The organism is Brevundimonas sp., assembly GCF_032055285.1.
Taxonomy (GTDB): Bacteria; Pseudomonadota; Alphaproteobacteria; order Caulobacterales; family Caulobacteraceae; genus Brevundimonas.
Genome location: NZ_DAMBRE010000008.1, coordinates 65,121 through 91,208, shown reverse-complemented (window position 1 = coordinate 91,208; position 26,088 = coordinate 65,121). Strand labels below are relative to the sequence as shown.

Below are 26,088 nucleotides of genomic sequence, written 5' to 3'. Positions count from 1 at the left end.
CAGCCTCCCCCACTTTCAAACTAAGAGAACCATGATCTCTGTCTGCTTTCCACCCTTGGCGGACATTCGACGCGTCCGCTTACGACGTTTGCGTGGCGGAGGTAGGGGTCACCCCGCCAGGGCGGCCTTCTTCTCTTCCAGCTCCAGCCAGTCCAGTTCGGCGGCTTCGAGGTCGGCGCGGGCCTTGTCGGCGGCCTTCATGGCGCGGTCGAAGGCGGCGGGGTCGCGGGTGTAGAGGGACTGATCGGCGAGGATGGCGTCCTGTTTGGCGATCTCGACCGGCAGGGTCTCCATCAGCTTCTCGACCTCTTCCAGACGACGGGCGTCCTTGTAGGAGAGCTTGACCGTCTTTTTGGGGGCGCGGTCAGAAGGCTCCGCCTTCTCGACCCGACGCGCCCCTGGGGCGCTCTCGGCGTGGGTCGGCGGGGGCGCGAGGAAGGTCGGGTTCTGGCGCAGGAAGTCCTGCCAGCCGCCGGGGGTTTCGACGATGTCGCCGCGCCCGTTCATGGCGATGGTCGAGGTGGCCAGGCGGTCGACGAAGTCGCGGTCGTGGGACACCAGGATCAGGGTGCCGTCATAGCCCTCGAGCAGTTCTTCCAGCTTGTCGAGGGTGTCCATGTCGAGGTCGTTGGTCGGTTCGTCGAGGACCAGCATGTTGGCGGGCTTGGCCAGGGCGCGCGCCAGCAGCAGGCGGTTGCGCTCGCCGCCCGACAGGGTCGAGATCGGCTGGCGCAACTGGCTTTCCTGAAACAGGAAGTCCTTGGCGTAGGCGGCGACGTGCTTGGAGAAGCCGCGCACGATGATGCTGTCGCCGCCGCCCGGCGTCAGGGCGTCCCACAGGGTCATGTCCGACTTCAGCCCCTCGCGCGACTGATCCAGATAGACGGGCTCCAGATTGGCGCCGAGGCGGATGGTCCCCTCGTCGGGCGCCAGCTCGCCCAGCAGGGTTTTGACCAGGGTGGTCTTGCCCGCGCCGTTGGGGCCGACGATGGCCAGACGGTCGCCGCGCATGACGCGGGTGGTCAGGTTCTTGAAGATGGTGCGGTCGCCGAAGACCTTGGTCACGCCCTTCAGCTCGGCCACGAGCTTGCCGGATACGGCGCCGGAATCGACGCCCAGATAGAGGTCGCGCGGGACGTCCTTCATCTTTTCGGCGCGTTCGGCGCGCAGGGCGGCCAGGTTGCGGGCGCGGCCTTCGTTGCGGGTGCGACGGGCGGTGATGGAGCGGTAGAAGGTCTCGGTCTCGCGCTCGATGGTCTTGGTCAGCTTTTCGAGGGCGAGGGCCTCTTCTTCCTGAACCTTGGCGGCCCAGTCGTCGAAGGCGTCGAAGCCCTTGTTCAGGGTGCGGACGCGGCGGTTGTCCAGCCAGTGGACGGTGTTGGTCACCTTGTTCAGGAAGGCGCGGTCGTGGCTGACCACCAGAACGGCGAAGCGGGCCTGAACCAGCTCGTTTTCCAGCAGTTCGATGGCCAGGATGTCGAGGTGGTTGGTGGGCTCGTCCAGCAGCAGGACGTCGGGCTCTTCGGCGAAGGCCTTGGCCAGGGCGGCGCGGCGGGTCTCGCCGCCGGACAGGCCCTGGGTCGACTTGGACGGCGACAGGCCGAAGGTCTCGAGCCAGCTTTCAGCGGTCCAGCGTTCGGCCCCGCCCGAGGCGGCGTAGTCCAGAAGCGTGTCGCCGGTGATGTCCGGCTCCTGGGCCACATAGGCGAAGCGGGTGCCGGCCTGGACGGCGCGGTCGCCCGAATCCGGCTCGATCAGGCCCATGACGATCTTCATCAGGGTCGACTTGCCGGCCCCGTTGCGGCCGACGACGGCGGCGCGGCTGCGCGGCTCGACCGCCAGATCGACCCCGTCGAAGAGGGGGCGCTGACCATCCTGCAGACGGACATCCTTGAGAGCGACGAGGGGGGGACGAGCAGCCATGGGCGGGCATATAACGTCTGACCGTCGGTTCGGCCATCGGCGTTGACGCTTCCTCGGCGAATGGGTGTAGTCGCCAGACCGAGACGGAGCGAGCCGATGGATTTGAGTACGTCCGCACGGGAGCGCGGGGGCCCGAAGAAAGGGCCAGGCCGTGGCTGGTACGCCCTGGCGATCCTGCCCGCGATCTGCGGCTTCGCCGCGATGGTCGCTGTGCTGTTCGTCCAACTGTCGAAGCTGGACGACGGGCTGGAGCAGATCGTGGTTCCGGGCGCGCGCGAACTGAGGTTGGAGTCGGGTCTGCACACTGTTTTCCTGGAATACCGCAGCGTCGTGAACGGCCGGGTCTATCGCACCGACGAGGTGTCTGGCCTGACCGTCCGGGTGGAAGCGCCGGGCGGGGCGCCGGTGGCGGTGACCGCGCCGATGGGCAGCGCCCACTATTCGCTGGGCGGACGTGAGGGGGAAGCGATCAATGCGTTCCGCATCGAGCAGGCCGGGACCTATCGCGTGTCGGCGGACTATGAGGGGCAGATGGGGCCGCAGACGGTGATCGCCGTGGGGCGAGGGTTCCTGAAGCTGGTGTTCACCACCGTTCTGATCGCGCTAGGCGCGGCCTTTCTCGGCATGATCTTGTCTGGGGGTGCGGGGATCGGCGTCTATCTGGCGCGTCGACGGGTGCGACAAATTTGACAGGGACTTGATTGATACCGTCCGGTTGGTATGTAAGACGACATGGACGCTCAGACCCGCCGCCGCGCGCCGGAAGCCACCCGCGCCGAGATCATCGACATGGCCATCGAGGCCGCCGCCGAGGAGGGGGCGACCGGGCTGAAACTGGACGCCGTGGTGTCGCGCCTGCCCTTCAGCAAGGGCGCCCTGTTGCACCACTTCCCGACCAAGCTGGCCTTGCTGGAAGGCGTGATCGATCATCTGGCGAACGAGATGACGGCGGCCATCCTGACCGAGGCGGCGCGCGATCCCAATCCGTATGGCCGCAATGCGCGGGCCTATCTGAGGGCCACGGTCAACGAGCCGGTGACCGAGCGCGACGTCAGCATCGGCCGGGCGGCCCTGGTGGCCTGTGCGGTGGAGCCCAGCCTGATCGCGCGCTGGCGGGCGGCGATGCGGACCCTGGCCGAGGACGACCCGGTCGACCCGGCGGGCAAGGACGACGCCCTGATGCTGCGGCTGATCGCCGACGGCCTGTGGATGAGCGACCTGTTCGGCACCCACGAGGTCTCGCCCGAGCAGCGCCGCGCCCTGCTGTCCCTGCTGACGCCGGGCAGCATCCTGACCGAGGCGCAAAACGAGCTTGAAGGCGGCGGCGAGTGAACCCGGTCACCTGGGCGGCCCTGCTGGGCGCCATCGGCTTCGAGGTGCTGGGCACCACCCTGTTGCAGCAGTCGCAGCAGTTCACCCGCCCCTGGCCGACGGCGGGGCTGGCGATTTGCTATGGCCTGGCCTTCTACCTGCTGACCATCGCGTTGAAGCAGATGCCGGTGGGGCTGGCCTACGCCATCTGGAGCGGGCTGGGGGTGGTGCTGATCTCGGCAGTCGGCCTGTTCCTGTTCAAGCAGAAGCTGGACCTGCCGGCCGTGGTCGGCCTGGTGATGATCGTCGGCGGGGTGGTGGTGATCAACCTCTTCTCGAAGAGCGTGACGCACTGAAGGGCGACAGGGGCGTGCGGGGGGCGTATAGGCCCCGCCCATGAAACCCTTCTGGGAAACAACACCGCTGACGGAGATGACTCCGACCGAGTGGGAGAGCCTGTGCGACGGGTGCGGCCTGTGCTGCGTCATTCGCTTCGAGGACGAGAACACCGGCGAGATCGTGCCGACGCGGGTGCACTGCAAGCTGTTCGACCCGGACCGCTGCACCTGCTCGGACTACGCCAACCGGCAGGAGCATGTGCCGGACTGCATCAAGCTGACGCCCGGCAAGATCGGGGGGCTGCGCTGGCTGCCGCCGTCGTGCGGCTATCGCCGGGTGCATGAGGGGCGGGGCCTGGCCTGGTGGCATCCGCTGATCTCGGGCGATCCCGAGACGGTGCATAGGGCCGGGGTGTCGATCCGTCGCCAGACCATTTCCGAGACGGCCCTGGCCACCGAGGAGGACGCCCTAGATTTCGAGGCGCCGGAGTGGATGCAGGAGCGTGGCGGCGACGCTAACGATTAATTCGTCGAGCGAGGGGATAAGGGGCGGCTATGGCGATCGTGGTGACACAGTCGGGATCAGTTGAAACGGGCGGCCGGGACGCATTCGACCGACTGACCGCTGTGGCCTGTGCGGCCTTTGACGCGCCGTACGCCATGATCACGGTGCTGGACGAAGACCTGGCCGTATTCCGCTCCAGCGTCGGTCTGGATGAAACCAGCGTGCCGCGGCGTGAGAGCATCAGCCATGTCCTGGTAGGGATGGGGCCGGGCGCCGTGGTGATGGTCGAGGACGCGCTCGCGACGGCGGAATTCTGTCATCATCCCATGGTCGTCGGCCCGCCCTATGTGCGGTCTTTCCTGGGGGCGACGGTCTGCACGCCCGATGGTGAGCCGGTCGGCGCCATCGGCGTCATGGACATCAAGCCGATGGCGGCGCCGAGCGAAGCGCAGCGGCGGCTGATCCTGGAACTGGCCGGTCTGGCAGGCCAGCTGGTGGAGCATGCCGAAGCCATGCGTCAGGAGACGGCGCGTCTGGAGACCTTGCGTCTGGCCGAAGACATGGTCGGGGTCGGGCGCTGGCGCTACGAGGTCGCCTCGGGTGCCGTGACCTGGTCGGACGAGATCTATCGGATTCACGCCCTCAAACCCGGCGCCTTTGCGCCGACGCTGGAGGACGTGTTCCGGCACTATCACGCCGACGACCAGATCGAGATCCAGCGCCTGGTCGAGCGGGCGCTGAAGACGGGCGAGGGCTATACCTTCAAACTGAGGCTGGTCGGGACCGATGGGGTCGAGCGCGTGGTGGCGGCCGAAGGCGCGACCGAGAAGGATGCGACGGGGCGGGTGATCGCCCTGTTCGGCGTCCTGCAGGATGTGACCGACCGCGAGCGTCTGCTGCGGGCGGCCCAGACCAATGAGCGACGCTATCGGCTGTTGGCCGAGAACACCGGCGACGTCATCACCCGGGTCAAGATGGACGGGTCGAGCAAGTATATCTCGCCGGCCATCCAGCAGCTTCTGGGATGGACCTTCGAGGAGATGAGCGGACAGTCGACCGACTATGTTCATCCCGAGGATCGGCATCTGGTGCTGGGGGCCATCGGCAAGGCGGTGAAGACGGGCGAGCCGACGCGGCTGGAGCATCGGGCGGTGCACAAACGCGGCGCGACCATCTGGGTCGAATGCACCTTCAAGGCCTTGCGGGACGAGCACGAGCACGTCGACGACGTGGTGGTGGTGATCCGCGACATCACCCAGCGCAAGGCCCTGGAGGCCGAGGTGCTGGAGGCCAAGGAGACGGCCGAGGCGGCGGCAAGGGTGAAGAGCGAGTTCCTGGCCAATATGAGCCATGAGCTGCGCACGCCCCTGACCAGCGTGATCGGCTTCTCGGACCTGTTGCAGGCGTCAGACGCCCTGCCAGAGCAGGAGCGGGTCTATGTCGAGCGCATCGCCACGGCGTCGGAAGCCCTGCTGGGGGTGATCAACGACATCCTCGACTATTCCAAGCTGGAAGCCAATGCGATCGAGATGGACCCTGAGCCCTTCCAGGTCGCGGCCCTGGTCGACGGGGCGGCGGCCATTGTCGAGGGGCAGTGCCTGGCCAAGGGGCTGAGCCTGAAGGTGGTGGCCGACGCGGCCCTGCCTGAGGTGCTGACCGGCGACGCCGGGCGGCTGCGCCAGGTGATGCTGAACTTCCTGTCCAATGCGGCCAAGTTCACCAGCAAGGGCGGGGTGACGCTGCGGGTCGGCGGGGCGCCGGACCCTGACGGGCGCTGGCGACTGCGGGTCGCGGTGACGGACACCGGCATCGGCATTCCCGCCGAGAAGATCGAGGTGCTGTTCCAGCGGTTCTCGCAGGCCGACGCCTCGACCACGCGGGTCTATGGCGGCACCGGGCTGGGTCTGGCGATTTCGCGGCGTCTGATCGAGATCATGGGGGGCGAGATCGGGGTGGACAGCCAGCCGGGCGAGGGGGCGACCTTCTGGTTCGAGGCGCCCTTGATCCAGGGCGGGGCGGTCGGACGACTGGTGAGCGGCGACGAAGATCTGGCGGCGCCGGGCGGCATGACCGGACGGCGCATCCTGATGGCTGACGACGCGCCGGGGAACCGGGAGCTGGTCAGCGCCATCCTGCGCGGCCTGGGGCTGGAGATCGACACGGTCTGCGACGGCGCCGAGGCGGTGCAGGCCATGCAGGACGAGGCCTATGACCTGGTGCTGATGGACGTGCACATGCCGGTCATGGACGGGCTGACGGCGACGCGAGAGATCCGGCGGATGCAGGCGGGGAGCGGGCTCAGGACGCCGATCCTGGCGCTGACGGCCAATGTGCAGGCGGAGCAGGTGGCGCGCTGTCTGGACAGCGGCATGGACGGGCATCTGGCCAAGCCGATCCAGATCCCCGAGCTGGCCGGGGCCCTGGCCCACTGGCTGGCGGGCGGCGAACCGGCGGCCCTGGCGGGGTAGGCGAGGTCTTTCCTCCTCATGAAATGGGGAGGTGGCGCGGACGCGCAGCGGCCGTGACGGAGGGGCGGGCGGCTGCGAGGCGCGACCGAGCCCCTCCACCGCTACGCGGTCCCCCTCCCCACAAGTGGGGTGGAAAGCGGTTGCGCAGCGGCTATCGCAATCGCCCCGCGCAAACCCTGTAAAATCCCGGGATTGATCCGTTCCGGCGGCTGTTCGCCAGCCTGAGGACGCTGGTCGGCTATGGTTCAGGCATGGCGGGAAAAGCGGATGAAACGGGGTGGCTGGAAGCGGTCTATGACCGGCTGAAGGCCCTGACCGATGAAGCGATCGCTGTGATCGCGGCCGCCGAAGCGCCGACCGACGCGGCCGAGGCCGAGAAGCGGGCGCGGGCCGTGGGCGTGCTGGCGCGGACGGCCAAGGCCGTGGCGGCGCTGCGATCACGACCCGCCCGCAAGACCCCGGATGAGGATGAAATGAGCGAAGACGATTGTGATGTCAGCGACGCCGAACTGGCCGGGCTTCAGGCCGAATTCTTCGCCCGTGTCGATCATCTCGTCGCAGCCTTCGAACGCAAGTCTCTGGCTGCGGGACTGGGTCGAGAGCCTGCCGCGCGAACAGCAGGCGGCGGCGCTGAGGGCGGCGATGAAGGCGACGCCGAGGCTGAACGACGAACAGATATGGCCGCGTGAGGCGGACTGGCGCACCTGGGTGCTGCTGGGCGGGCGCGGGTCGGGCAAGACCTTCGCCGGGGGCTTCTGGCTGAACGAACTGGCGCGGGGCAAGGACCTGACCTTCGCCCTGGTCGGGCCGGCGCTGCACGACGTGCGCGAGGTCATGGTCGAGGGGCCGTCGGGGTTGAAGGCGCAGGCGGCGCGGGACAACCGGCCGCGCTGGGAGGCGGGGCGGCGGCGGCTGATCTGGCCGTCAGGGTCTGCGGCCTACGCCTTCTCGGCGGAGGACCCGGACAGCCTGCGGGGGCCGCAGTTTCATGCGGCCTGGGCGGACGAGTTCTGCGCCTGGCGGCACGCGGAGGCGACGCTGGCGAACCTGAGGTTCGGGCTGCGGCTGGGGGACGATCCCAAGCTGGCCATCACCACGACGCCGCGGCCGATCGCGGCGCTGCGGCGGCTGTTGGCCGAGCCGGGGGTGGTGAAGGCGCGGCTGGCGACGGCGGCCAATGCGGGCAATCTGGCGCCGGGGTTCCTGGGGCATCTGCAGGCCCTCTACGCCGGGACGCGGCTGGAGGCGCAGGAGATGGAGGGGCTGATCGTCGAGGCCGACGGCGCCCTGTTCCGGGCCGAGGACCTGGCGCGGGCGCGGGGTTCGCGCCCGGCGAAGTTCGAGCGGGTGGTGGTGGCGGTGGACCCGCCGGCCAGCGCTCACGGCGACGCTTGCGGCATCGTGGCGGCGGGCAGGAAGGACAAGGTCGGATACGTGCTGGCGGATCGTTCGGCGCGCGGGCTGTCGCCCGCCGGATGGGCGAAGCGCGTGGCAGAGACGGCGGCGGCGTTCGAGGCCGACCTGGTGCTGGCCGAGGCCAATCAGGGCGGCGAGATGGTGCGGACCCTGCTGGGGCAGGCGGACTGTCCGGCGCAGGTGAAGCTGGTTCACGCCAGCCGGTCGAAGAAGGCCCGGGCCGAGCCGGTGGCGGCGCTCTACGAGCAGGGGCGGGTGGTCCACTGCGGGGCCTTCCCGGCGCTGGAAGAAGAGATGATGGCGCTGGGGAGCGAGGCGGCGGGGGCGAAAAGCCCCGACCGCGCGGACGCCCTGGTGTGGGCGCTGACGCATCTGCTGCTGGCCGGGAAGACGCAGCCGAGGTTGCGGGCGTTGTGATCGCGCTTCGTTCACGGCCACGCTTGTTAAGAAATCTCGATTACTGAGCGAGAGGTTTGAATGACCAAGTGAGGGTTCTGTGCTGCAAAAGGTTCGGATGGGCGTCGTGGCCATGGTGGCGGCGTTGGGCGTTTGGAGCGCGGCGGGGAGCGCCGTGGCTCAGCAGGTCGAGCATGATGTGGCGGGGATCATGACGACCATGGTCGAGAATGATCCCGCAGACCGGATCGGGCAGGTCGTCACCGCGCCCTCCGGCTACGACCGGGTGAAGCGGTTCACCTATTGGATCAAACCCGGCGCGAGCGGCGTGACGGTGCGGCCTGCGGTCCGGGGCTATCACTCTGTTTCGGATACGTACGCCAACCAGGTCATCGAAACGGGCGCAGACCAGATTTTGACGGGGACGACGGCGAGAGCCGTCACCTTTGAGTTCGATGCGCCGGTTGTCGCGGGTCAACAGTATATGCTGGCGCTTGAAGTCGTCAGCGGTGACGGCGAGATCGAGATCGTCGTTCCGGGGAGCTATGCCGATGGCTTCTGGCTGAAGGTCTATTTCAATGCGGCGTCGGCCTTCATGAGCCAGGATGCCCGTTTCATCGCTGAGTTTGGCCATGCGGCGGCGCCTGCGGCCATTCCGACGATGACGGAGTGGGCGATGATGCTGATGGCCTTGGCGATGGCCGGGGGCGCGGTGGTTCTGCTGCAGAAGCGTAGGACCACGGCGGGCTAAACCGCTTTTGGAAATATTGAGGTCGAGCGCGGCCCCGGTCTGAGGAAGACCGGGGCCTTTTGCTGTCTGGAGGGTGAGCATGGGGTGGTGGCGATGGCAGGGACGACAGGGCGAGGCCGTGCGCGAGGAGAAGATGTCACGCACCGGGCCGCTGATCGCCCTGACGGGGGCGGGCCGGGCGCGGTGGACGCCGCGCGACTATGCGCATCTGGCGGACGAGGGGTTCGCCAGGAACGCCGTGGCCTATCGCTGCGTGCGGATGATCGCGGAGGCGGCGGCGTCGACGCCCCTGATGGTCATGGTCGCGGGCGTGCGGACGACGGATCATCCGCTGGCGCGGCTGCTGGCCAAGCCTAATCCCGAGCAGTCGGGCGGGGAGTTGATGGAGGCGGTTTACGGCGCGCTGCAGACGGCGGGCAACGCCTATGTCGAGGCGTCGGGGGACGCGCACGGCGACGGTGTTCCTGACGAGTTGTGGGCGCTGCGGCCCGACCGGGTGAAGGTGGTTCCCGGAAGGGCGGGCTGGCCCGAGGCCTATGAGTATGCGGTCGGCGGACAGGCAGTGCGGATCGGGCGGCATGGGGACGGCTGGTCGCCGGTCATGCACCTGAAGCTGTTTCATCCGACGGACGATCACTACGGGTTTTCACCACTGGAGGCGGCGGCCTTCGCCATCGACGTGCACAACGCCTCGGGGGCCTGGAACAAGGCGCTGCTGGACAATGCGGCGCGGCCGAGCGGGGCGCTGATTTACGGTGCCAAGGACGGCGAGCGGCTGACGGGCGAGCAGTTCGAGGCGCTGAAGGCGGAGCTGGGCGAGGCCCATGCGGGGGCGCGCAACGCCGGGCGGCCGCTGTTGCTGGAAGGCGGGCTGGACTGGAAGCCGATGAGCCTGACGCCGCACGACATGGACTTCATCGCCGGCAAGCACGCGGCGGCGCGCGAGATCGCCCTGGCCTTCGGCGTGCCGCCGCAGCTGCTGGGGATCCCCGGCGACGCGACCTACGCCAACTATCGCGAGGCCAATGCGGCCTTCTGGCGCGGGACGGTGATCCCTCTGGTGAGGAAGGCGGCGGGGGCGATGACGGGCTGGCTGGGCGGGCGGTTCAGCGACTGTCGGATCGAGCCGGACCTGGACGCGGTTCCGGCCCTGCAGGTCGAGCGGGACGCCCTGTGGGCGCGGCTGAATGCGGCGGGGTTCCTGACGGACGAGGAGCGCAGGCGGATGGCGGGGGTGGGCGATTAGGCGCGACGCCTCTCCCTCCCCTTCATGGGGAGGGTGGTCGCGAAGCGACCGGGTGGGGAGGGCGCGGTGATGCAGGCTCGGCGTGTGAATAGCCACGCCGCCCCCCACCCGGTTTCGCCCTTCGGGCTCAACCACCCTCCCCATGAAGGGGAGGGAGAAAGGTGGTGAAGATGACTAAGTTGCGAAAAATTCCCGTCGCCCTGATCGCGGCCCTGCTGGTGCAGACCATTGGCGGCCTGGTCTGGGCCGGGGGCGCGGCGGCGCGGATCGCGACCCTGGAGCAGAGGGTCGGCGAGCAGAGGCTGGTGGCTGAGCGGCTGGCGCGGGTGGAGGCCCAGGGCGAGGCGGTGCGCGCGACGGTGGACCGGATCGAGCGGCGGCTGGAGGAGAAGTGATGCGGCATGGTTTTCTCCCTCCCCTTCATGGGGAGGGTGGTCGCGAAGCGACCGGGTGGGGAGGGCGCGGCGATGCAGGCTCGGCGCTTGAATAGCCTTGCCGCCCCCACCCGACTTCGCCCTGCGGGCTCAGCCACCCTCCCCATGAAGGGGAGGGAGAAGGGCGTCGTGGTGATCGAAGGCTACGCCTCACTGTGGGGCGTCGCCGACCTGAACGGGGACGTCGTCGCGCGGGGGGCGTTCGCCGACAGTCTGGCGAAGACGGGCGCGGGCGGAGTGCGGATGCTGCACCAGCACGAGAGCCGGGCCGTGGTCGGCGTCTGGGACGAGATGGTCGAGGACGAGCGGGGTTTGAGGGTGCGCGGGCGCATCTGCGACTGGTCGGGCGAGGCGCGCTACGCCGCCGCCCTGACGCGGGCGGGGGCGCTGGACGGGCTGTCGATCGGCTTCCGCGCGGCGAAGGCGCGGCGCGAGGGGCGGTTGCGGGTGCTGAGCGCGGTGGAGCTGTGGGAGGTGTCTCTGGTGACCTTCCCCATGCTGCCGGGAGCGCGGTTCAGGCCGGTCGTGAAAAGAACCACAGCGCCAAATAGCGGACGAGCAACACACATGGAACGAGAACCATAAGACCGGCGGCGACTCCGACCAGAATGGGGTGCTCCGATCCCGAGGCGACAGCGCCGCGCTGGAAGGCGGACTTCACGAGGGAAGCTGGGACGCTGGCGACCAGCGTCAAAAGGAAGACGACAGCCGCGAACCGCCACCGGGGCGTCTTGAGGGACTTCTCATGGGAGAAGGTCCCGGGCGGGAAAAGGCTGAGGAAGAAAGCCAGGATCAGCGGCTGGGTCAGGCTGGTCCAGAGGTCGGCGAGGGCGAAGATCGGGGCGGGCATGCCTATCCTATCTCGTCTTGGAAGTATCGACTTCTTGGATCATCGTGCCCTCTACCGCCCAGATCTTGTCGCCGGTTCCAATGACAATCGGCAGACGGTTGAGCAGGGACAAGAAGACATGAACCTCGAGCGGCTGGGGGGCGACGAGGACGGTGGTGAAGAGGGCGGCGGGTTGGCCGTCCTGACCGGCCTGGCGCCGGTCCATGTTCAGGCAGCCGCCTGACAGTTGTTCACGCTTTTCGAGGGAGCGGCCGTCGGCGCTGACGTGGAAGCGGTAGTGGCCGCCCATGGGGACAATATTGGCGTCGGTGGTGGCGGCCAGCAGCCAGACCAGCCAGCCGTCGCTGTCGGGGTCGTCCAGCACGACCGTGTTGAAACTGGCGGTGCAGCGCAGGTCGCCGATGTTGGCGACGGCGAGGTTGCGGGCCAGGTAGTGCGCGATCTGATCGTCGGGCAGGGCGGCGTCCTTTGACTGGACCGCCGGACCCGCATCGCCGTTCTTGTCGACGAGGATGTCATAGCCGGGCAGCGGGGCGGTCGGATCGCCGCGCAGGAAACGGACGAGTTGGGCGTCGCCCTGATCGACCACGATCCAGCCGATCAGGCCGTGGTCCGGCCGGTCTTCCAGCAGGGGCAGGAGGACGTCAGTGGCGCGCCAGGCGGCGCGGTCCTGGACGAAGATGGCCGAGCCGATGGCGCCGGTTTGCGTCAGCGACCAGACCTCGACCTGGGGCGGCGGTTTGTCGTCGGCGGCCTGAACGGCTGAGGCAAGGCTCAGGGACAGGGCGGCGAGCAGAGAGACTAACGGCAGCCGCATGGGCGATCCTTTCAGGGGGCGTCCCGTGCGGCGGCAGGAACAGGGTGCGACCGTTCGACGGTCGCGCTCGAGCGTAACCGCGATACGCGGTTCTTCAACCGGAGAGAGCATGAAAGAGACCAAGACCGCCTCGGCATCGCCCGAGGCGCGCGCCGCCATGCATGAGATGATGGCGGCGTTCGAGGCGTTCAAAGGGGCCAATGACGCCCGACTGGACGAGATCGAGAAGAAGGCGTCGGCCGATGCGCTGCTGGAGGAGAAGGTGGCGCGCATCGATCAGGCGGTGGCCGGGGCGCAGGCGCGGCTGGATCGTGCGCTGAGCGAGAGCCGTCGTCCGATGCTCGGCGGTGAGCCGGCTGTGGCGGCGGCGCCGGAGGCCAAGGCGGCGTGGGACGGCTATATGAAATCGGGTCAAGCCCATGGTCTGGAGCTGAAAGCGGGGCTGTCGTCGGCGTCGAACTCGGCGGGCTATGTCGTGCCGCCGGAGACGGAGCGGGCCATCGAGCGGCGCCTGATGGCCGGGTCGCCGATGCGCGAGATCGCCACGGTGCGCACGGTGGGTTCGGGCGTGTTCAGGAAGCCGGTGTCGACGGCGGGCGTGACGGCGGGCTGGGTGGCCGAGACGGCGGCCAGGCCCGAGACCGACCCGGCGACCCTGGCGCTGCTGGAGTTCGCATCGGCCGATCTCTACGCCTGTCCGGCGGCGACGCAGAGCCTGCTGGACGACGCCCTGATCGACCTGGACGAATGGCTGGCCGCCGAGGTCGAGGACGCCTTTGCGGCGCAGGAGACGGCGGCCTTCGTCAGCGGCGACGGGGTCAACAAGCCCAAGGGCTTCCTGGCCTACGCCACGGCGACGGAAGGGACGCAGACCTGGGGCCAGATCGGCACGGTGGCGTCGGGTGGGGCGGGCGCTTTCGCCAGCACGAACCCGGCGGACAAGCTGATCGACCTGATCTATGCGCCCAAGGCCCAGTATCGACCGAACGGGCGTTTCGTGATGAACCGGCGCACGGTCTCGGCGGTGCGCAAGTTCAAGGACGCGGACGGGAACTACATCTGGTCGCCGGCGACGCGGCCCGGCGAGACGGCAAGCCTGCTGGGCTATCCGGTCACCGAGATCGAGACCATGCCGGATGTGGCGGCCAACAGTCTGTCGATCGCGTTCGGGGACTTTTCGCGCGGCTATCTGATCGTGGATCGCGCAGGGGTGCGGGTGCTGCGCGACCCCTATTCGGTCAAGCCCTATGTGCTGTTCTACACGACCAAGCGCGTGGGCGGCGGGGTGCAGAACTTCGACGCGATCAAGCTGATGAAATTCGCGGCCTCGTAGGGGCTGAAGCTGAGCCCTCTCCCGGCGGGAGAGGGCTTGAGCCTCCAAGAGCGAAGCGATTGGCAAGGCGAAAGGGTGAGGGGCTGGTGAATCAGTCGGCGTGAGCCGCAGCGCGACGGCTTACGCCGACGGACATCGGGAACCCTCATCCGGCCCTTCGGGCCACCTTCTCCCATCGGGAGAAGGGATGCAGAAAACACTGGAGATTTACCCATGACCGCACCCGTGAGCCTCACGGAGGCGAAGCTGTTCCTGCGCGTCGAGCATGAGGCGGAGGACGGGCTGATCCAGACCCTGATCGACGCCGCGAGGGCGCGGGTGGAGGGGGAGGTGGGGCTGACGCTGGCCTCGACCTCGCCGGCGCCGCTGCGGCTGGCGGTGATGATGCTGGCGCTGCGCGCCTATGAGCGGGGCGAGAGCGAGATGTCGGCGGCGCCGGTCGAGGGGTGGATCGCGCCCTATCGCGTGGTGCGGCTTTGAGCGGCGCGATGAAGGTGGTCGCGAGCCTGGTGCGGCCGGTGGAGGCGGAGACGCCCCATGGCGGGCGCGCAGTCAGCTATGAGCCGGTCGGGTCGCTGTGGCTGAGCCTGGGCGCGCGACGGCGGCGCGAGCGGACGGAAGGCGGCGTGACGCGGGGCGTGGAGACGCTGAGCGCCACCGTGCGCGCCGATCCGAGGCTGGCCGAGGGGCTGGTGGTGCGCTTCGGCGGGGCGGACTGGGGCCTGGTCGGGATCGAGGCCGATCCGAAGGCGGCAGGGCGGGTGCGGCTGAATCTGGAGCGGGCGCGATGAAGGATCATGAGGGGGCGCTGATCAAGGCGCTGATCGCCTGGCTGAAGGGCGACGCGGCCTTGCAGGCGCTGCTGGGTGATCCGGTGAGGGTCTGGGACCAGCCGCCGGAGGAGCCCGCGTTTCCGCATCTGCTGATCGGCAAGGGCGAGAGCCGGGGGCTGAACGCCGACGGGGGCGGGGTCGAGCATCGACTGACCCTGACCTGCGCCAGCCGATTTGCGGGCATGGAGGAGGCGCGAGCGGTCGCGGCGGCGGTGCGGGCGCGAGTGGCGGACGCAGTGGTTGAGGCGGACGGGGTGAAGGCGGTCAGCCTGGGCGTGACCTTCACCGACGTATTTCGCAGCGCGGATTTGAAACGGGCCTGGGCGGTGATGCGGCTGCGGGCCGTGACGGAAGAGATTTAGCGCGCCGCTTCTCCCTCCCCTTCATGGGGAGGGTCGTCGCGCAGCGACCGGGTGGGGAGGGCGGTGTGATGGGGGCGCGGCGCGAATAGTCGAAGCGCCCCCACCCGTCTGACGCTTCGCGTCAGCCACCCTCCCCATGAAGGGGAGGGAGAGGCGGCGCATCATTGGCTAAACGGAGATTCAAATGACGGCCCAGCGCGGCAAGGACATTCTGTTGAAGATCGCGGGCGAGGGCGGGGCCTTCACCACGGTGGCGGGGCTGAGGGCGCGGACGATTTCGCTGAACGCCAAGACGGTGGACGCCACGGACGGCGACAGCGCCGGACGATGGCGCGAACTGCTGGCGGGGGCAGGGGTCAAGTCGGCGGCGGTGTCGGGGCAGGGGATCTTCCGCGACGCGGCGTCCGACGCCCTGATCCGCGAGGCCTTCTTTGAACAGGCGGCCAAGACGTGGCGGCTGATCGTGCCGGACTTCGGCGTGCTGGAGGGGCCGTTCATCGTGGCGGCGCTGGAATACGCCGGCGAGCACGAGGGGGAGGCGAGCTTTGCGCTGAGTCTGGCGAGCGCGGGCGAAGTGACGTTCAGCGCGGTGTGAGTTGATCTCTCCTCCCCATGAAAATGGGGAGGTGGCGCGGACGTGCAAGCGTCCGTGACGGAGGGGCGGGTTGAGCGGGGAAAGCCCCTCCACCGCTACGCGGTCCCCCTCCCCACGGGGTGGGGAGGAAAGAAGGTGGACAATGACCAACGGCGTGCGGGGCGAGGCGGTGGTGGTGCTGGCGGGGGCGGAGCGGAGGCTGTGTCTGACGCTGGGGGCCTTGGCTGAGATCGAGACGGGGCTGGGCACAGCCGGGATGGCGGGGCTGGCCGAGCGGATGCGCTCTCTGTCGGCGCGAGATCTGATGGTGGTGCTGGCGGCCCTGCTGCGCGGCGGGGGCGAGGGGGCGCTGGCGGACGGGCTGGCGAGCGCGACCGTTGATCCGCGCGAGGCGGCGGAGGCGGTGGCGAAGGCCTTTGCGGCGGCGGCATGACTCCCTGGGGTGACATGATGCAGGCGGCGGCGCGGATGGGCGTGGGGCCGGAGGGGTTCTGGCGGCTGTCGCTGAAGGAATGGCGGATGCTGACGGCGAGGCCGGTTCAGGCGGCGCCGCTGGGGCGCGGCGAGCTGGAGCGGATGAGGGAGATGTGGCCGGATGACTGACAGTTTCAGGCCCGACGGGCTGGACGCCGTGCCGGTGAGGGTGGCGGAGGCGGCGCAGGCGCTGGAGGCGCTGCGGGAACCGGCGGAGCGGGCGGCGGCGTCCATTGAGGACGCGTTCGGGCGGGCGGGGATGAGCCTGACGCGGTCGCTGACGCGGGCGGCGGCGGACGGGGAGGTGACCCTGGCCGAGTTGGCGCGGGCGGTGCTGAACGCGGTCAATGCGGCGGCGGGATCGGGCGGCAAGGGCGGCCTGTCGGATGCGATCGCGGCGGTGATGAGCGGCTTTGGCGGGGCGCGGGCCGATGGCGGGCCGGTGCTGGGCGGCGGGGCCTATCTGGTCGGCGAGCGCGGGCCGGAAGTGTTTCGACCGGCTGGGGCCGGCAGCATCGACTCGCTGGGCGGTCACTTTGGGTCGGGGGCCGGGGTGACGGTCAACGTCAGCGTGGACGGCGGGGCGCAGGGCCTGTTGCGGTCCGAGGCGCAGATCGCGCGGATGCTGGCGCGGGCGACGGCCCTGGGGGCGCGAAGGATGTAGCGGCGCAGGCTCAAGCCGCGAAGCGCCGCGCGGGTCGCGATAGCCCAAGAAAAGCGAGGCTCAAGCAGCGAGCCGCCGCGCGGGTCGCGTTAGCCTCCCAAAGAAAAAGGGGCGCTCCGAAGAGCGCCCCTTGAACTTACTCGCCCTTGGGATTGGGGCCGAAGCGGTTGTCGCCGCGCTGGCTGTCGGTGATGCCGATCCAGAGCAGGAAGGCCAGGCCGACCAGACCCATGATGGCGAGCCCGCCCATCATCGATCCGAGCATGGACAGGGCCGCCGCCGGGTCTTCGTTCTCGAAGGCCTGGGGGTTGGTGAAGATGGCCATGCCGACGGCGCTGATGATCATGAAGAAGCCGATGATGGTGGCGACCCAGGGGATGACAGCGAACCAGCCCGTCTTGCCCATGTCGTGCAGGCGTTTGACGGTGATGGCGAGATTGGGCCAGATCAGGATCAGGCCGATCAGAACGCCGATGAAGGGAATCCAGCTCGTGACGACGCTGACGCCGAGCAGGATCAGCCAGCTGATCCAGAAGTGTTGGCGGCGCAGGCGGCCGTTGAAGGAGAACAGGGCGCTGGCGAAGTCGTAGCCGCCGCCGGTGTCGCGGGCGACATAGGCCGAGCTGGCGGCCTGGCCGAAGGCGGCGGCGGGATCGCCGGCCAGGACCATGATCTGGGTCGCTTCCAGGCCCTCGGGCACGAAGTCGACGCGGGCGCCGGTGCGGATGGTTCCGCCGGCCTGGATGGCCGAACGGGCGAAGCCGTAGCGGAGGCTGTCGTCGCCGCTGATCAGGCCTGTACCCGACACGTCGTCATAGCTGAGAATTTCACCGCGCACTCGGAAGTCTCCCTGATCTGAACGGCCCCCGGCCGCCTTGGGGCGAGCATGACCGAGCGTCGGTTTCCAGACAAGTCGAAGCGTGACCTTGGGTTCGAATTTTGAGAGCGAATCTCAATTCGAGTCAGAAGCGCTTGGACGCCAAACCGTAACGATTGGGGTGGGGCTGGGAAGGAATGCAGGCGACGACCAGCATGAAGAGGCCGCCGACGTAGGGGACGAAGGTCACCAGATAGAGCCAGCCGGAAAGGCCGATGTCGTGCAGACGGCGCGAGGCCAGGGCGATGCCGGGAATCATCAGGAACAGGCCCCAGAAGGCCGGCAGCAGTAAGGTGAGCAAGGCCAGGGTGGACGTGAGGTCGCTGTCATCGGCCAGGGCGGCGAGCAGGAAAAAGGGCACGAAGGCCGCCATCATCGTCAGCCAGGCGAAGAGGATGAAGGACCAGTATTCCAGTCGCCGGGCGCGACCGTCGCCGTCTATGAACTTCTCGCGGATGCAGCGGACGAAATAGGGCCAGGGGCTGAGCGGCGCCTCGCCGGGAGGGCAGCTGGCGGGCGTCAGGCCGTAGCCCTGAATGAGCAGGGGGATGATCTGGGAGGCGCGGTCGTCTAGCGGCACGAAGTCGATGCGCAGGCCCGGCGCGGGCTCCTGAGCGCCGCCTACGTCGCTGCGCGAGAAGCGGTAACGCACCAGGTCGTCGCCGCTGATCAGGCCCTCGCCGCTGACAGCGTCGTAGCTGAGAATCTCACCGCGCATGCAGGCCCCCCGACCGCGGTCGAACGGACCGCTCCCGGTCAGTGGACGGGCTGCCGCGGAAAATCAAGATAACAGGAGTCTTCAATGGCTTTTCACGAGGTGCGCCTGCCGGCGCGGCTGGCGTTTGGATCGACGGGCGGGGTGGAGCGGCGGACGGAGATCACCACCCTGGGCTCGGGGTTCGAGCGGCGCTCGACGCCCTGGGCCGAGGGACGTCGGCGCTATCTGATCGGGGCGGGGCTGCGGTCGTTGGACGACATGGCGGCGCTGACGGCGTTTTTCGAGGCGCGGCGCGGACGGCTGTACGGCTTCCGGTTCCGCGACTTCGCCGACTTCAAGAGCTGTGCGCCCGGCGAGGCGGTGGCGGCGACGGACCAGAGGATCGGGGCCGGGGACGGGGCGCGGCGCAGCTTTGGGCTGAGCAAGGCCTACGGCGACCATGTGCGGCGGATTGCGAAGCCGGTCGAGGGGTCGGTGCGGGTGGCGGTGAACGGCGTCGAGACGACGGCCTTCGCGCTGGATCACCTGACCGGGGAAGCGACGCTGGCGACGCCGCCGGCCCTGGGCGCGGTGGTGACGGCAGGGTTCGTCTTTGACACGCCCGTGCGGTTCGACGCCGACCGGATCGAGGTGACGCTGGAGAGTTTCGGCGCCGGGCGGATGGTGGCCATGCCGCTGATCGAAGTGCGGGTCTAGGCGCGGGTTTCATCCCCATTCATGGGGAGGTGGATCGGCTGCGTAGCAGGCGAGACGGAGGGGGCGGCGGGACGCTTGGCAATGGCGGCGTCGCCCCCTCCACCGCTTTGCGGTCCCCCTCCCCACGAGTGGGGCGGAAAGAGGGGTGGGATGAGAGACATACCGAACGAAATGGCCGCCCGCATCGAGAGCGGGGCGGCGATGCTGTGCCATGCCTGGGTGCTGAGGCGGGCGGACGGCGAGGCCATGGGCTTCACCGATCACGATCGCGACGTGACGCTGGACGGCGTGGTCTGTCGCGCGGGCAGCGGCTGGACAGCGGGGGCGGGCGAAGGCGCGCTCGGGCTGACGGCGGGCGGGATGTCGGCGTCGGGCGGGCTGGACGACGAGGCGATCACCGAAAGCGACATCGCAACGGGACTCTATGACGGGGCGCGGGTCGAACTGTGGCGCGTGGACTGGACGAAGCCGGCGCTGAGGGTGCGGCTTTGGGCGGGGACGCTGGCGCGGATCCGGCGCGAGAAGGGGGCCTTCATCGCCGATCTGGACGGGCCGATGGCGACGCTGGAGCGGGTCATAGGGCGAACCTATGGCCGGACCTGCGACGCGGTGCTGGGAGACGCGCGGTGCGGGTTGAGCCTCACGGCGATCGCGGGACGGCGCTGCGACAAGCGCTGGATCACCTGCACGGGGCGGTTCGACAACGGAGTCAACTTCCAGGGCTTTCCCGACATTCCGGGCGACGACTTCATCGCCGCGCGACCCGCCGACGGCGGGCGGCATGACGGCGGGAGCCGGCGATGAGGTGGGAGGAAGCAGAGTTCTCCCTCCCCTTCATGGGGAGGGTGGTCGCGCAGCGACCGGGCGGGGAAGGCCAAGCGATGCGGAGCGGCGCGGATGGTTTGCCGGCCGCCCCCACCCGGCGTCGGCCTGACGGCCTCAGCCACCCTCCCCATGAAGGGGAGGGAGAAAGGCGGCGCGCCGCCGCCGTCGTCGCCGCCGCGCGCGGCTGGCTGGGGACGCCCTATCGGCATCAGGCCAGCCTGAGGGGCGAGGGCGCGGACTGTCTGGGTCTGGTGCGCGGGCTGTGGCGCGAGGTGGTGGGCGACGAGCCGGAGGCGCCGCCGCCTTACCGGGGCGACTGGGCCGAGGTCGGCGGCGAGGAGACGCTGCTGCACGCGGCCCGGCGCTGGCTGATCGAGATTGCGCCGCAGGCGGCGCGGGCGGGGGACGTGCTGCTGTTCCGCATGAGCGCAGGCTGTCCGGTCAAGCACTGCGCCATCCTGAGCGCAGATGACGGACCGGAGTGGAAGATGATCCACGCCTATTGGGGGCGCGCGGTGGTCGAGAGCTGGATGGGGCCGTGGTGGCGGCGAAGACTGGTCGCGGCCTTCCGCTGGCCGGCGACGAAGGAGACGTGAATGGCGCAGGTGGTTCTGACGGCGGTCGGCGGGTCCATCGGCGGGCCGGTGGGCGCCTTTATCGGCGCGACCATTGGGCGGGCCATCGACAATCACGTGATCGCCAGCCTGTCGCCGGCGCGGCAGAAAGGGCCGCGGCTGGAGGCGCTGAACCTGCAGTCCTCTGCGGAGGGGGCGCCGATGGGCTGCGTCCTTGGTCGGGCGCGCGTGGTCGGCCAGGTCATCTGGGCCGCGCGGTTTCTGGAGAACCGGACCAAGCGGTCGGGTGGCAAGGGCGGCCAGAGGACGGTCGAATACGACTACTCGCTGAGCTTCGCCGTGGGGCTGGGCGAGGGACCGATCGACGGGGTGGGGCGGGTCTGGGCCGACGGCCAGCCGCTGGACCTGACGGGCGTTACCATGCGGGTGCATCGCGGGACGGCCGATCAGACGCCCGACCCGCTGATCGAGGCGGTCGAAGGGGAAGCGCCGGCGTTTCGCAGCACGGCCTATGCGGTGTTCGAGGACCTGCCGCTGGGGCCGTTCGGCAATCGCGCGCCGCAGTTGGCCTTTGAGGTGTTCCGCCGCGTCCCCGGCGAAGGAAGGCTGGAGGACCTGCTGGAGGGGGTGTGCCTGATCCCTGGGGCGGGGGAGTTCTGTCTGGCGACCGAGGCGGTGATGCGCCGAGAGGGGCTGGCGAAGACCAGGGCGGAGAACGTGCACCACGCCGAGGGCCGGGCGGACCTGCTGGTGTCGCTGGACCAACTGATGGTCCAGGCGCCGAAGCTGAAGCGGGTCAGCCTGGTGGTCGGCTGGTTCGGCGACGATCTGCGGGCCGGCGACTGTCGCGTTCGACCGGGGGTGGAGAACCGCACCAAGGCGACAGAGCCGCAGACGTGGAAGGTGGCAGGCGTGGAACGGGCCGGGGCGCATCTGATTTCGGAAGTCGATGACGGCAAGGGCGGCGTGGGGCCGGCCTACGGCGGCACGCCGTCGGATGAGAGCGTGCGTCAGGCGATCCGGGCGCTGAAGGATCGGGGACTGGAGGTGACCCTCTATCCCTTCGTCTTCATGGATTGCCCCGGCTATCCGTGGCGCGGACGGGTGACGGGAAACGACGGCGCGGGCGCGGCGGAGGAGGTCACGGCCCTGTTCGGCGCGGCGGACGGTTGGGGTCTGAGGCGACTGGCGCTGCATTATGCCGGGATCGCGGCGGAGGAAGGCGCGGACGGCCTATTGATCGGCTCGGAGATGCGGGGTCTGACCTGGACGCGCGATGCGGACGGCGGTTTCCCGGCGGTGACGCAGTTCCGGGCGCTGGCGGCGGAATGCCGGGCGGTGGTCGGGCCGGACGTGAAGCTGAGCTACGCCGCGGATTGGTCCGAGTATTTCGGGCGCCAAGTCGACAGCGAGGTGCGGTTTCATCTGGACCCTTTGTGGGCCGATCCGAATATCGATTACGTCGGCATCGACTGGTATCCGCCGCTGGGCGACTGGCGGGCGGGGGACTGGCGCGACGGCGGCGGGGGGCTGGACGCCGAGGCCGGGTTCCGCGGCCCGTCCTCGCCCGCCTATCTGGCCGCACAGGTGGCGGGCGGCGAGGGGTTTGACTGGTATTACGCCGACGAGGGCGACCGGGCGGCGCAGGCAAGGACGCCTATCCTCGATACGGCGCACGGCGAGGACTGGGTCTTCCGGCCCAAGGACCTGAAGGGGTGGTGGTCGAACCCGCACCACGATCGGATTGCGGGTGTGCGCAGCGCGACGCCGACGGCCTGGGTCCCCATGATGAAGCCGATCCGGTTGACCGAGTTCGGCTGTGCGGCGGTGGACCGGGGCGGCAATGCGCCCAACCTGTTCCTGGACCCTAAGAGTTCGGAAAGCGCCCTGCCGCCCTTTTCGACGGGGGCGCGCGACGACCGGATGCAGCGGCGGGCGCTGGAGGCGGTGCTGAAGCATTATGCGGACCCGAAGAACAATCCGGTCTCGCCGGTCTATGGCGGGTCGATGCTGGCGGGGGCGGATGTCTGGTGCTGGGACGCGCGCCCCTTTCCGGCGTTTCCGGCGTTGAAGGCGGTCTGGGCCGACGCGGGGGCCTGGCGCACCGGTCATTGGCTGAACGGGCGGATGAGCGGCGAGGCGGTCGATCTGATCGCCGCCGTGCTGAGGCGCGGGGGACTGGAGGAAGATGAGTTCAGCATCGGGGCTCTGGAGGGCGAGGCGACGGGCTATGTGATCGACCGGCCGATGCGGACGCGCGACGCGCTGGAGCCGCTGCTGGCGGCTTTTGGCGCGACGGCGGCGGAACGCGACGGGCGGGTGGCGGTGTCGAGCGACGAGGCGGCGGTGCTGACGCTGACAGCGGCGGCTCTGGCCCTGCCGGACGAGGGGACGAGCCTGGCGGCGGAGCGGTCGCTGGAGCCGAGCCCGAATATGGCGCGGGTGCGCTTCATCGACGAGACGGCGGATTATCAGACCGGGGCGGTCGTGGCGCGCGCCGAACAGGGCGGCTACGGCGGCGGGCTGGACGCCGATCTGCCGGTGGTGTGCGACGCCGAACTGGCGACGAGCGTGGCGCGTCGGGCGCTGGCGGCGGGTGAGGCGAGCGAGCGGCTGATGGCGCGTCTGGGGCCGCTGCAGGCCCTGGGGCTGGAGCCGGGGGATACGGTGGAGGTCGAGGGGCGGGCCGGAGAATGGCGCGCGACCAGGCTGGACTGGGACGAGCAGCCGACGGCGACGCTGGAGCCGGTGGTGCGGATCGGACCCGGCGAGGCGACGCCCGACTGGCGGCCGGGCGAGCCGCCGACGGTGGTGGGCGCGCCCTTCTTGCGGCTGCTGGACCTGCCCTTGCTGCCCGGCGCGGAGGAGGACGGACGGCCCGTGGCCGTGATCGCCGCCGAGCCGTGGCGACCGATGACGCTGCATGGCGGACAGGATGCGACGACGCTGACGCCGCGCGCGTCGGCAGCGCAGTCGGCGACGGTCGGGGTGCTGATCGAGCCGCTGACGCGGGGCGTGCTGGGGCGCTGGGACGAGGCGAATGCCATTGTCGTGCGCATCGAAGGCGCGGCGCCGCAGAGCCTGTCGGCGTCAGCGGTTCTGGGCGGCGGCAACGCCCTGGCGGTCGAGACGGCGGCGGGCTGGGAGGTGGTGCAGTATCGCCAGGCGGAGCTGATCGGCGGCGACCGCTGGGACATGGAGCCCGCCGAGGTCGATCCGCGTCGCTTCCGGGTGCGGGTGCTGGATGGCGAAGTCGAGAAGCGGGTCTGGGAGGTCGTGGGGCTGGAGACGGTCTACGCGGCGGCGCTGATGGCGGCGGACTGGCCGGGCGGCAGCGGCGAAAACGCGCGGATCGCGGTGGCGCAGTGGGGGGAGGGCTATGGCTGGGGGGCGGAGGCGGTCGCGCGGTTGGTCTAAACCACGTCTGCCCCTTCCAGCGGGGGGGCGCATGGCTTAACTGACGCTCTGGTCTTTTCTGATCTCGGAGTGAAGTGAACGTGGCTGGCGATCCCTATAAGGAACTGGGCGTTGCCAGAGGCGCGAGCGCGGACGAGATCAAGAAGGCGTTCCGCAAGCTGGCCAAGGAACTGCACCCGGACAAGAACCCGGGCGACAAGGTCTCTGAGGAGCGGTTCAAGCGCATCACGGCGGCATTCGACCTGTTGGGCGACGCCGAGAAACGGGCCAAGTTTGATCGCGGAGAGATTGACGCCGACGGGCGCGAGCAGTTCCGCGCGCCCCCGGGCGGCGGCGGGCGCTCGGGCGGCTTTGGCGGGTTCGGCGGATCGGGCGGCCGCGGCGGGTTCGAGGACATCGACCTGGAAGAATTGTTCGGCGCCTTTGGCGGCGGCGGGCGCGCCAAGAGCGGTTTCGGCGGCGGCTTTGGCGGCAAGGGCCAGGACGTGCGGGCGACGCTGGACGTCAGTCTGGAAGACACCATCGCCGGGACGACGCGCCGCATCCAGTTCTCGGACGGGCGCATGCTGGACGTGAACATTCCGAAGGGGGCGTCCGACGGTCAGGTAATCCGGCTGAAGGGGCAGGGCGCGCCGGGACGCGGCGGTCAGGCGGGCGACGCCCTGATCGAGCTGAAGATCCAGCCGCACCCGGTGTTCAAGCGCGACGGGGCGGACCTGACGATGGATCTGCCTGTGTCGGTTCCCGACGCGGTGCTGGGCGGCAAGATCCAGGTGCCGACGCCCGAGGGCGCGGTGATGATGACCATTCCCAAGGGCTCGAACAGCGGCAAGGTGCTGCGGCTCAAGGGACGCGGCGCCTATGCCGGCGGCAAGCGCGGCGACCTGCTGGCCAGGCTGGCGGTGACCCTGCCGGAAACGCCGGACGACGAGTTGATCCGGTTCGCGACCGAATGGCGCGACAAGCGCCCCTACAAGCCCGGACGCTGAGCCGACCCTTTATCCTTCTCCCCGAGGAAAGACGCTAATGACTGCCAAGCCTGACGCCAAGCCTGCTCGCCCGTGGTTCTCCGCCGGTCCGACGGCCAAGCGTCCGGGGTGGTCGCTGGCGGGGCTGCCGACTGACCTGCTGGGACGCGGCATCCGCGCGCCGGAGGTGGTGGAGCGGTTCGCCTATGGCCTGAAGCTGACGCGCGAGGTGTTGGCGCCGCCCGAGGACTATGTGCTGCTCTATACGCCGGGGTCGGACACGGGCGCGGTCGAGGCGGCGTTGTGGGGGATGCTGGGCGAGCGGCCGGTGCAGGTCGTGGCCTATGAGAACTTCGGCCAGGTCTGGGCGACGGACGTGCGGGACCACCTGAAGCTGGAGCCGGAGGTGCTGACGGCGCCCTGGGGCGAACTGCCGGACATGACCCAGGTCGATCCCAAGAAGGACGTGGTGTTTCCGTGGAACGGCACGACCTCGGGCGTACGGGTGGATAACGTCGACTGGATTTCCGACGACCGCGAGGGCCTGACCATCTGCGACGCGACCTCGGCGGCGTTCGCCATGGACCTGCCGTGGGGCAAGCTGGATGTGACCACCTTCAGCTTCCAGAAGGCCCTGGGCGGCGAGGCGGGCATCGGCGTCATGGTGCTGTCGCCGCGCGCCGTGGCGCGGCTGGACAGCTATCGGCCCGCGCGGTCGATTCCCAAGGTGCTGCGTCTGACGGACAAGAAGGGCTTTGACCGGACGCTGGCGGACGGGGTGGTGATCAACACCTATTCGATCCTGACCATCGAGGACTGGATCGACGCCCTGGAGTGGGCGAAGGGCGCGGGCGGCTTGCCTGAGCTGGTTCGGCGCACGGAGCGCAATTACGCGGCCCTGGCTGAATGGGTGGAGCGGACGGACTGGATCGCCTTCCTGCCCGATCGGCCCGAAATCCGCTCGACCACCTCGGTCTGTCTGAAGTTCGTCGATCCGCGCATCGCGGCGATGGACGAGGCGGGACAGAAGGCCTTCGTGAAGCGGTTCAAGGCTCTGCTGGAAGACGAGGGGGCGGTCTACGACATGGAGCCGCATCGCTATGCGCCGCCGGGCCTGCGCCTGTGGTGCGGCTGCACGGTCGAAACGGCGGACGTGGCCGCGGCGACGCCGTGGCTGGAGTGGGCCTTCCAGACGGCGGTCAGAGAACTGGCTGGATAATTCTACGCGTTCGGGGCGACTCCGGACGATTCAGGAGTTATAGGCTCCCACCGCATTCTGGATTGCGGAGAAACGGT

The 26,088-nt window shown here is 69.4% G+C and carries 29 protein-coding genes; 25 read left to right on the top strand and 4 right to left on the bottom strand.

The window, feature by feature from the left end; translation table 11 throughout:
- Positions 1-108: 108 nt before the first annotated feature.
- A complete protein-coding gene (locus tag RTY13_RS15705) occupies positions 109-1,923 on the bottom strand; it encodes an ABC-F family ATP-binding cassette domain-containing protein (protein ID WP_312784836.1) in 1,815 nt (604 codons plus the stop codon).
- Positions 1,924-2,019: 96 nt separating this feature from the next.
- On the opposite strand from RTY13_RS15705, the gene RTY13_RS15700 reads away from it, so the two are divergent.
- The 11 genes from RTY13_RS15700 to RTY13_RS15650 all read left to right on the top strand — a co-directional run bounded on the left by RTY13_RS15700 (position 2,020) and on the right by RTY13_RS15650 (position 11,373).
- Positions 2,020-2,613: a hypothetical protein gene (locus tag RTY13_RS15700; RefSeq protein WP_312784834.1), complete on the top strand. Its 594-nt coding sequence runs from the start codon at positions 2,020-2,022 to the stop codon at positions 2,611-2,613.
- Positions 2,614-2,655: 42 nt separating this feature from the next.
- Positions 2,656-3,255: a TetR/AcrR family transcriptional regulator gene (locus RTY13_RS15695; protein WP_312784832.1), complete on the top strand. Its 600-nt coding sequence runs from the start codon at positions 2,656-2,658 to the stop codon at positions 3,253-3,255.
- Positions 3,252-3,590: an SMR family transporter gene (locus tag RTY13_RS15690; RefSeq protein WP_312784830.1), complete on the top strand. Its 339-nt coding sequence runs from the start codon at positions 3,252-3,254 to the stop codon at positions 3,588-3,590. The genes RTY13_RS15695 and RTY13_RS15690 overlap by 4 nt, the downstream gene beginning before the upstream one ends.
- Before the next feature lie 40 nt (positions 3,591-3,630).
- Positions 3,631-4,098 carry a YcgN family cysteine cluster protein gene (locus tag RTY13_RS15685; RefSeq protein ID WP_312784828.1) on the top strand — a complete coding sequence of 156 codons (468 nt, stop codon included), beginning with the start codon at positions 3,631-3,633 and terminating at the stop codon, positions 4,096-4,098.
- A 29-nt stretch (positions 4,099-4,127) separates the two neighbouring features.
- Positions 4,128-6,545: an ATP-binding protein gene (locus RTY13_RS15680; RefSeq protein ID WP_312784826.1), complete on the top strand. Its 2,418-nt coding sequence runs from the start codon at positions 4,128-4,130 to the stop codon at positions 6,543-6,545.
- Positions 6,546-6,796: 251 nt separating this feature from the next.
- On the top strand, positions 6,797-7,234 hold the full coding sequence (locus RTY13_RS15675; protein ID WP_312784824.1) for a hypothetical protein: 438 nt from the start codon (positions 6,797-6,799) through the stop codon (positions 7,232-7,234).
- A complete protein-coding gene (locus RTY13_RS15670) occupies positions 7,188-8,378 on the top strand; it encodes a terminase large subunit domain-containing protein (protein WP_312784822.1) in 1,191 nt (396 codons plus the stop codon). Before RTY13_RS15675 ends, RTY13_RS15670 begins: the two co-directional genes overlap by 47 nt.
- 97 nt (positions 8,379-8,475) lie before the next feature.
- Positions 8,476-9,108 carry an IPTL-CTERM sorting domain-containing protein gene (locus tag RTY13_RS15665; protein ID WP_312784820.1) on the top strand — a complete coding sequence of 211 codons (633 nt, stop codon included), beginning with the start codon at positions 8,476-8,478 and terminating at the stop codon, positions 9,106-9,108.
- Positions 9,109-9,187: 79 nt separating this feature from the next.
- Positions 9,188-10,354, top strand: coding sequence for a phage portal protein (locus RTY13_RS15660; RefSeq protein ID WP_409450323.1), 1,167 nt, complete (start codon positions 9,188-9,190; stop codon positions 10,352-10,354).
- A gap of 170 nt (positions 10,355-10,524) precedes the next feature.
- On the top strand, positions 10,525-10,749 hold the full coding sequence (locus tag RTY13_RS15655; protein WP_312784818.1) for a hypothetical protein: 225 nt from the start codon (positions 10,525-10,527) through the stop codon (positions 10,747-10,749).
- Between the two features lie 144 nt (positions 10,750-10,893).
- Entirely contained in the window at positions 10,894-11,373 is a 480-nt protein-coding gene (locus tag RTY13_RS15650) for an HK97 family phage prohead protease (RefSeq protein WP_312784816.1), read from the top strand.
- Positions 11,374-11,645: 272 nt separating this feature from the next.
- Here RTY13_RS15650 and RTY13_RS15645 read toward each other — a convergent pair whose 3' ends face one another.
- Complete coding sequence (locus RTY13_RS15645; protein WP_312784815.1) at positions 11,646-12,455, bottom strand: hypothetical protein; 810 nt, start codon at positions 12,453-12,455, stop codon at positions 11,646-11,648.
- A 109-nt stretch (positions 12,456-12,564) separates the two neighbouring features.
- On the opposite strand from RTY13_RS15645, the gene RTY13_RS15640 reads away from it, so the two are divergent.
- The 8 genes from RTY13_RS15640 (at position 12,565) to RTY13_RS15605 (ending at position 16,716) form a co-directional block, all read left to right on the top strand.
- Positions 12,565-13,788, top strand: a complete 1,224-nt coding sequence (locus RTY13_RS15640) for a phage major capsid protein (RefSeq protein WP_312784813.1) — start codon at positions 12,565-12,567, stop codon at positions 13,786-13,788.
- Positions 13,789-14,001: 213 nt separating this feature from the next.
- Positions 14,002-14,268: a head-tail connector protein gene (locus RTY13_RS15635; RefSeq protein ID WP_312784811.1), complete on the top strand. Its 267-nt coding sequence runs from the start codon at positions 14,002-14,004 to the stop codon at positions 14,266-14,268.
- A gap of 8 nt (positions 14,269-14,276) precedes the next feature.
- The gene (locus RTY13_RS15630; RefSeq protein ID WP_312784809.1) at positions 14,277-14,579 is read left to right on the top strand and encodes a head-tail adaptor protein; all 303 of its coding nucleotides are present in this window, start codon (positions 14,277-14,279) and stop codon (positions 14,577-14,579) included.
- Entirely contained in the window at positions 14,576-14,983 is a 408-nt protein-coding gene (locus RTY13_RS15625; RefSeq protein ID WP_312784807.1) for a DUF3168 domain-containing protein, read from the top strand. The genes RTY13_RS15630 and RTY13_RS15625 overlap by 4 nt, the downstream gene beginning before the upstream one ends.
- Before the next feature lie 184 nt (positions 14,984-15,167).
- On the top strand, positions 15,168-15,578 hold the full coding sequence (locus RTY13_RS15620; RefSeq protein ID WP_312784805.1) for a phage major tail protein, TP901-1 family: 411 nt from the start codon (positions 15,168-15,170) through the stop codon (positions 15,576-15,578).
- A gap of 142 nt (positions 15,579-15,720) precedes the next feature.
- A complete protein-coding gene (locus RTY13_RS15615; protein ID WP_312784803.1) occupies positions 15,721-16,011 on the top strand; it encodes a GTA-gp10 family protein in 291 nt (96 codons plus the stop codon).
- Positions 16,008-16,181, top strand: coding sequence for a phage tail assembly chaperone (locus RTY13_RS15610; RefSeq protein WP_312784801.1), 174 nt, complete (start codon positions 16,008-16,010; stop codon positions 16,179-16,181). Before RTY13_RS15615 ends, RTY13_RS15610 begins: the two co-directional genes overlap by 4 nt.
- Complete coding sequence (locus tag RTY13_RS15605; RefSeq protein ID WP_312784799.1) at positions 16,174-16,716, top strand: phage tail tape measure protein; 543 nt, start codon at positions 16,174-16,176, stop codon at positions 16,714-16,716. Before RTY13_RS15610 ends, RTY13_RS15605 begins: the two co-directional genes overlap by 8 nt.
- 136 nt (positions 16,717-16,852) lie before the next feature.
- Here RTY13_RS15605 and RTY13_RS15600 read toward each other — a convergent pair whose 3' ends face one another.
- Positions 16,853-17,554, bottom strand: a complete 702-nt coding sequence (locus RTY13_RS15600) for a DUF805 domain-containing protein (RefSeq protein ID WP_312784797.1) — start codon at positions 17,552-17,554, stop codon at positions 16,853-16,855.
- A 124-nt stretch (positions 17,555-17,678) separates the two neighbouring features.
- Positions 17,679-18,311 carry a DUF805 domain-containing protein gene (locus tag RTY13_RS15595; RefSeq protein ID WP_312784795.1) on the bottom strand — a complete coding sequence of 211 codons (633 nt, stop codon included), beginning with the start codon at positions 18,309-18,311 and terminating at the stop codon, positions 17,679-17,681.
- Positions 18,312-18,395: 84 nt separating this feature from the next.
- On the opposite strand from RTY13_RS15595, the gene RTY13_RS15590 reads away from it, so the two are divergent.
- The 6 genes from RTY13_RS15590 to RTY13_RS15565 all read left to right on the top strand — a co-directional run bounded on the left by RTY13_RS15590 (position 18,396) and on the right by RTY13_RS15565 (position 26,011).
- Positions 18,396-19,007 (top strand): DUF2460 domain-containing protein, encoded by a 612-nt coding sequence (locus RTY13_RS15590; protein WP_312784793.1) that lies wholly within the window; start codon positions 18,396-18,398, stop codon positions 19,005-19,007.
- A gap of 150 nt (positions 19,008-19,157) precedes the next feature.
- Positions 19,158-19,811, top strand: coding sequence for a DUF2163 domain-containing protein (locus RTY13_RS15585; protein WP_312784791.1), 654 nt, complete (start codon positions 19,158-19,160; stop codon positions 19,809-19,811).
- 98 nt (positions 19,812-19,909) lie between these two features.
- On the top strand, positions 19,910-20,428 hold the full coding sequence (locus RTY13_RS15580; RefSeq protein ID WP_312784789.1) for an NlpC/P60 family protein: 519 nt from the start codon (positions 19,910-19,912) through the stop codon (positions 20,426-20,428).
- Positions 20,429-23,824, top strand: a complete 3,396-nt coding sequence (locus RTY13_RS15575; RefSeq protein ID WP_312784787.1) for a glycoside hydrolase TIM-barrel-like domain-containing protein — start codon at positions 20,429-20,431, stop codon at positions 23,822-23,824.
- Positions 23,825-23,904: 80 nt separating this feature from the next.
- Positions 23,905-24,813, top strand: coding sequence for a DnaJ C-terminal domain-containing protein (locus RTY13_RS15570; protein WP_312784785.1), 909 nt, complete (start codon positions 23,905-23,907; stop codon positions 24,811-24,813).
- A gap of 37 nt (positions 24,814-24,850) precedes the next feature.
- A complete protein-coding gene (locus RTY13_RS15565; RefSeq protein WP_312784782.1) occupies positions 24,851-26,011 on the top strand; it encodes a phosphoserine transaminase in 1,161 nt (386 codons plus the stop codon).
- Positions 26,012-26,088 lie beyond the last annotated feature (77 nt).

Excerpts from the sequence above, each read along its gene's own strand:
- RTY13_RS15705 (WP_312784836.1), bottom strand. The coding sequence starts at position 1,923 with ATGGCTGCTCGTCCCCCCCTCGTCGCTCTCAAGGATGTCCGTCTGCAG.
- RTY13_RS15700 (WP_312784834.1), top strand. The coding sequence starts at position 2,020 with ATGGATTTGAGTACGTCCGCACGGGAGCGCGGGGGCCCGAAGAAAGGG.
- RTY13_RS15695 (WP_312784832.1), top strand. The coding sequence starts at position 2,656 with ATGGACGCTCAGACCCGCCGCCGCGCGCCGGAAGCCACCCGCGCCGAG.
- RTY13_RS15685 (WP_312784828.1), top strand. The coding sequence starts at position 3,631 with ATGAAACCCTTCTGGGAAACAACACCGCTGACGGAGATGACTCCGACC.
- RTY13_RS15680 (WP_312784826.1), top strand. The coding sequence starts at position 4,128 with ATGGCGATCGTGGTGACACAGTCGGGATCAGTTGAAACGGGCGGCCGG.
- RTY13_RS15675 (WP_312784824.1), top strand. The coding sequence starts at position 6,797 with ATGGCGGGAAAAGCGGATGAAACGGGGTGGCTGGAAGCGGTCTATGAC.
- RTY13_RS15670 (WP_312784822.1), top strand. The coding sequence starts at position 7,188 with ATGAAGGCGACGCCGAGGCTGAACGACGAACAGATATGGCCGCGTGAG.
- RTY13_RS15665 (WP_312784820.1), top strand. The coding sequence starts at position 8,476 with ATGGGCGTCGTGGCCATGGTGGCGGCGTTGGGCGTTTGGAGCGCGGCG.
- RTY13_RS15660 (WP_409450323.1), top strand. The coding sequence starts at position 9,188 with ATGGGGTGGTGGCGATGGCAGGGACGACAGGGCGAGGCCGTGCGCGAG.
- RTY13_RS15655 (WP_312784818.1), top strand. The coding sequence starts at position 10,525 with ATGACTAAGTTGCGAAAAATTCCCGTCGCCCTGATCGCGGCCCTGCTG.
- RTY13_RS15650 (WP_312784816.1), top strand. The coding sequence starts at position 10,894 with ATGAAGGGGAGGGAGAAGGGCGTCGTGGTGATCGAAGGCTACGCCTCA.
- RTY13_RS15645 (WP_312784815.1), bottom strand. The coding sequence starts at position 12,455 with ATGCGGCTGCCGTTAGTCTCTCTGCTCGCCGCCCTGTCCCTGAGCCTT.
- RTY13_RS15640 (WP_312784813.1), top strand. The coding sequence starts at position 12,565 with ATGAAAGAGACCAAGACCGCCTCGGCATCGCCCGAGGCGCGCGCCGCC.
- RTY13_RS15635 (WP_312784811.1), top strand. The coding sequence starts at position 14,002 with ATGACCGCACCCGTGAGCCTCACGGAGGCGAAGCTGTTCCTGCGCGTC.
- RTY13_RS15630 (WP_312784809.1), top strand. The coding sequence starts at position 14,277 with ATGAAGGTGGTCGCGAGCCTGGTGCGGCCGGTGGAGGCGGAGACGCCC.
- RTY13_RS15625 (WP_312784807.1), top strand. The coding sequence starts at position 14,576 with ATGAAGGATCATGAGGGGGCGCTGATCAAGGCGCTGATCGCCTGGCTG.
- RTY13_RS15620 (WP_312784805.1), top strand. The coding sequence starts at position 15,168 with ATGACGGCCCAGCGCGGCAAGGACATTCTGTTGAAGATCGCGGGCGAG.
- RTY13_RS15615 (WP_312784803.1), top strand. The coding sequence starts at position 15,721 with ATGACCAACGGCGTGCGGGGCGAGGCGGTGGTGGTGCTGGCGGGGGCG.
- RTY13_RS15610 (WP_312784801.1), top strand. The coding sequence starts at position 16,008 with ATGACTCCCTGGGGTGACATGATGCAGGCGGCGGCGCGGATGGGCGTG.
- RTY13_RS15605 (WP_312784799.1), top strand. The coding sequence starts at position 16,174 with ATGACTGACAGTTTCAGGCCCGACGGGCTGGACGCCGTGCCGGTGAGG.
- RTY13_RS15595 (WP_312784795.1), bottom strand. The coding sequence starts at position 18,311 with ATGCGCGGTGAGATTCTCAGCTACGACGCTGTCAGCGGCGAGGGCCTG.
- RTY13_RS15590 (WP_312784793.1), top strand. The coding sequence starts at position 18,396 with ATGGCTTTTCACGAGGTGCGCCTGCCGGCGCGGCTGGCGTTTGGATCG.
- RTY13_RS15585 (WP_312784791.1), top strand. The coding sequence starts at position 19,158 with ATGAGAGACATACCGAACGAAATGGCCGCCCGCATCGAGAGCGGGGCG.
- RTY13_RS15575 (WP_312784787.1), top strand. The coding sequence starts at position 20,429 with ATGGCGCAGGTGGTTCTGACGGCGGTCGGCGGGTCCATCGGCGGGCCG.
- RTY13_RS15565 (WP_312784782.1), top strand. The coding sequence starts at position 24,851 with ATGACTGCCAAGCCTGACGCCAAGCCTGCTCGCCCGTGGTTCTCCGCC.